The sequence below is a fragment of the Actinotalea sp. C106 genome (genome assembly GCF_023630195.1).
GTDB lineage: Bacteria > Actinomycetota > Actinomycetes > Actinomycetales > Cellulomonadaceae > Actinotalea.
This window is the reverse complement of the sequence record NZ_JALPKN010000325.1, coordinates 1-3,278: the sequence shown is the minus strand read 5'-3', so window position 1 is coordinate 3,278 and position 3,278 is coordinate 1. Positions and strand designations below refer to the sequence as shown.

The window sequence follows — 3,278 nt, the reverse complement described above, 5'->3', positions numbered from 1 at the left end:
AGGTGCTCTCCCGGGCCGACGGCGGCGAGCGGCTCAAGGAGGCCGTCGCCGAGGTCGCCCTCGCGGCCGGCACGCCCAAGCGCGAGCTCTACGCGGCGGCGATCGCGGCGCGGGGACGCTGAACGGGCGCCCACCGGCCCGGCGCCCCAGACTGGAGCAGACCCAGCACCCGAGCGGCAGGAGCCACGCGTGCGAGGACCTCGTGCAGGAGTCGCCGTCGCCCTGGGCCTCGCCCTGACCGCAGGCTGCGGCGCACCGACCCCCGAGGGGTCCACGGGTCCGAGCCTGGTGGGCCCCACGGCCGACGACGCCGGTCCCGCGATCCCGGCAGGGCCGACGCTCCCCGCGGCGACCGACCGGCCGCAGGACGTCCTGACGGGCCTCGACGCCCCGTGGGGGCTGGCGTTCCTCCCGGGGGGTGCGCTGCTCCTGACCGAGCGGGACGCCGCCCGGGTGCTCCTCGTGACCGAGACAGGGCCGGCTCACCTCGTCGGACCCGGCGCCGAGGAGCTCGTCGAGGGCACGCTCACGGACGGCGAGGGTGGCCTGCTGGGGGTCGCCGTCCCGCCCGACGTCGGCACGCAGGACGGCACGACGCCCCCGGTGCTGCTCTACCGGACCACGGCGACCGGCAACGAGGTGGTGCGCGGCACCCTCGACCTCAGCGACCCCGCGAGCCCCCGGCTGGGGCCGCTCGAGGTGGTGCTCGACGGCATCCCGGCGGCCAGCACCCACAACGGCGGCCGGTTGGCCTTCGGCCCCGACGGTCACCTCTACGTCACGACCGGTGACGCCGCCGAGCCCGGCACCGCCCAGCAGCCTGACTCCCTCGCGGGGGCGATCCTGCGGGTCACGGCCGACGGGGACCCCGCACCGGGCAACCCCGACCCCGGCAGCCCCGTGTGGAGCCGCGGGCACCGCAACGTCCAGGGGATCGCGTGGCACGAGGACGGCCGCATGCTCGCGAGCGAGTTCGGCCAGAGCGACGTCGACGAGCTCAACCTGATCGAGGCCGGCGCGAACTACGGCTGGCCCGAGGTCGAGGGCAGCGGGGGCGGGCCGGGGTTCACCGACCCGCTCGTCACGTGGCCCACCTCCGAGGCCTCACCGAGCGGCATCGCGGTCACGGGGTCCACCGTCCACCTGGCCGCGCTGCGGGGCGCGCGGCTGTGGACGGTCGACCTCGACGCCCCCACCCTCGAGCCGGTGGCCACCCTCGAGGGCGAGCTCGGTCGGCTGCGCGAGGTCGTGGCCGGGCCCGACGGCGCCCTGTGGGTGCTCACCAACAACACGGACGGGCGGGGAGACGCGCGCGCCGGGGACGACCGGCTCGTGCGGCTGACGCCGCCCTGACCCTGGCCCGACACCTCGTGGGGGCCGGACGGCTGTCGTCAGTCGCGCACGGCCTCGGCCGAGGGCAGCAGCTCGACCCCCGCGGTCTGCATCTCGGCCCGTGCAGCGGCGCCCAGCTCGGGGGTCACCGGCACGGTGAGGTCGGTCAGGACACGGGTCACGTAGCCGTGGCGCACGGCGTCCAGGGCCGTCGCACGCACGCAGTGGGACTCGGCGATGCCGACGACGTCCACGGCGTGCACGCCGGCGTCGTCGAGCACCGCGCCGAGCTCGCGCCCGGCCGCGTCGCGGCCGTCGAAGCCCGAGTAGCCGGCGTCGTACTGCCCCTTCTTGATGCTCACGTCGGCGAGGAGCCCGGCGAGGGCAGGGTGCAGCTGGGCCTCCGCGGACTCGGCGAGCCCGTGCGGCGGCCAGCTGTCGACGAAGTCGGGCTCGTCGCTGAAGTGCGCGCCGGGCGCGATGTGCCAGTCCTGGGTGGTGACCACCAGGGCGTAGCCGTCGCGGTGGTCCGCGGCGAAGGCGGCGACCCGCTCGGCGACGGCGTCGCCGCCGTCGACCCCGAGCGCACCCCCCTCGCAGAAGGTCGGCTGGACGTCGACGACCAGCAGGGCGCGGGGCTGTGTGGTGTCGGTGCTCATGCCTCCACCCTAGGCACGGACAGGGCTCGCGCACGCCTACGATGGCGGGCATGCCCGCCGACTGTCAGACGTTCTACGTCACCACCCCGATCTACTACGTCAACGACGCCCCCCACATCGGGCACGCGTACACGACGGTCGCCGCGGACGTCCTCGCGCGGTGGCACCGGCAGCGGCAGGAGCCCGTCCGGTTCCTCACGGGCACCGACGAGCACGGCCAGAAGGTGCTGCGCACGGCCGAGGCGCACGGCGTCGGGCCCCAGGAGTGGGTGGACCGGCTGGTCGACACCGCCTGGAAGCCCGTCCTGGAGACCCTCGACGTCTCCAACGACGACTTCATCCGGACCACGGAGCCGCGGCACAAGGAGCGGGTCCAGCGCTTCTGGGCCACCCTGCACGAGCGCGGCGAGGTCTACCAGGGCTCCTACGAGGGGCCCTACTGCGTGGGTTGTGAGGAGTACAAGCTCCCCGGGGACCTCGTCGCCGGGACGGGCGAGCTCGAGGGCCAGCAGCTCTGCCCGATCCACGGCCGACCGGTCGAGATGCTGGCCGAGAACAACTACTTCTTCCGGATGAGCGCCTACGCGGAGCGCCTGCTCGAGCTCTACGAGGCCAACCCGACCTTCGTCCAGCCCGAGTCGGCGCGCAACGAGGTCATCGCCTTCGTCCGCCGTGGCCTGCAGGACCTGTCGATCTCGCGGTCGACCTTCGACTGGGGCATCCCCATCCCGTGGGACTCCGAGCACGTCCTCTACGTGTGGATCGACGCCCTGCTCAACTACGCGACGGCCGTGGGCTACGGGTCGCAGGACGCCGCGGACCAGGCCCTCTTCGAGACGGTGTGGCCCGCCGACGTGCACCTCGTGGGCAAGGACATCCTGCGGTTCCACGCCGCGATCTGGCCGGCCATGCTCATGGCCGCGGACCTGCCGCTGCCGAAGCAGGTCTTCGCGCACGGCTGGCTGCTGGTGGGCGGCGAGAAGATGAGCAAGTCCAAGCTCACCGGGATCGCCCCCGCGCAGATCATCGACACCTTCGGCTCGGACGCCTTCCGCTACTACTTCCTGCGGGCGATCGCGTTCGGCCAGGACGGCTCCTTCTCCTGGGAGGACCTGCACGCCCGGTACACGGCCGAGCTCGCCAACGGGCTGGGGAACCTGGCCTCACGGGTCGCAGCGATGGTCGGCAAGTACTACGGCGGCGTGCTGCCCGAGGCGGGCCCGGCCGGCCCGGCGGAGGAGCGCCTCGCCGAGCTGGCCGCGCAGGCCGTGGCGGGCGCCGACGGCG

The 3,278-nt window shown here is 74.3% G+C and carries 4 protein-coding genes; 3 read left to right on the top strand and 1 reads right to left on the bottom strand.

Going from position 1 to position 3,278, the window contains the following annotated elements; translation table 11 throughout:
- Window positions 1–2: 2 nt before the first annotated feature.
- Together L0B03_RS19720 and L0B03_RS15695 are read left to right on the top strand one after the other, a co-directional pair.
- Window positions 3–122 (top strand): hypothetical protein, encoded by a 120-nt coding sequence (locus L0B03_RS19720; RefSeq protein WP_374204983.1) that lies wholly within the window; start codon window positions 3–5, stop codon window positions 120–122.
- Between the two features lie 67 nt (window positions 123–189).
- A complete protein-coding gene (locus tag L0B03_RS15695) occupies window positions 190–1,353 on the top strand; it encodes a PQQ-dependent sugar dehydrogenase (RefSeq protein WP_250447536.1) in 1,164 nt (387 codons plus the stop codon).
- Between the two features lie 38 nt (window positions 1,354–1,391).
- Here L0B03_RS15695 and L0B03_RS15690 read toward each other — a convergent pair whose 3' ends face one another.
- Window positions 1,392–1,991 (bottom strand): isochorismatase family protein, encoded by a 600-nt coding sequence (locus L0B03_RS15690; protein WP_250447533.1) that lies wholly within the window; start codon window positions 1,989–1,991, stop codon window positions 1,392–1,394.
- 50 nt (window positions 1,992–2,041) lie between these two features.
- Here L0B03_RS15690 and metG point away from each other — a divergent pair.
- Window positions 2,042–3,278: methionine--tRNA ligase (gene metG / locus L0B03_RS15685; RefSeq protein ID WP_250447530.1), on the top strand; the 1,237-nt coding region annotated here is incomplete at its 3' end.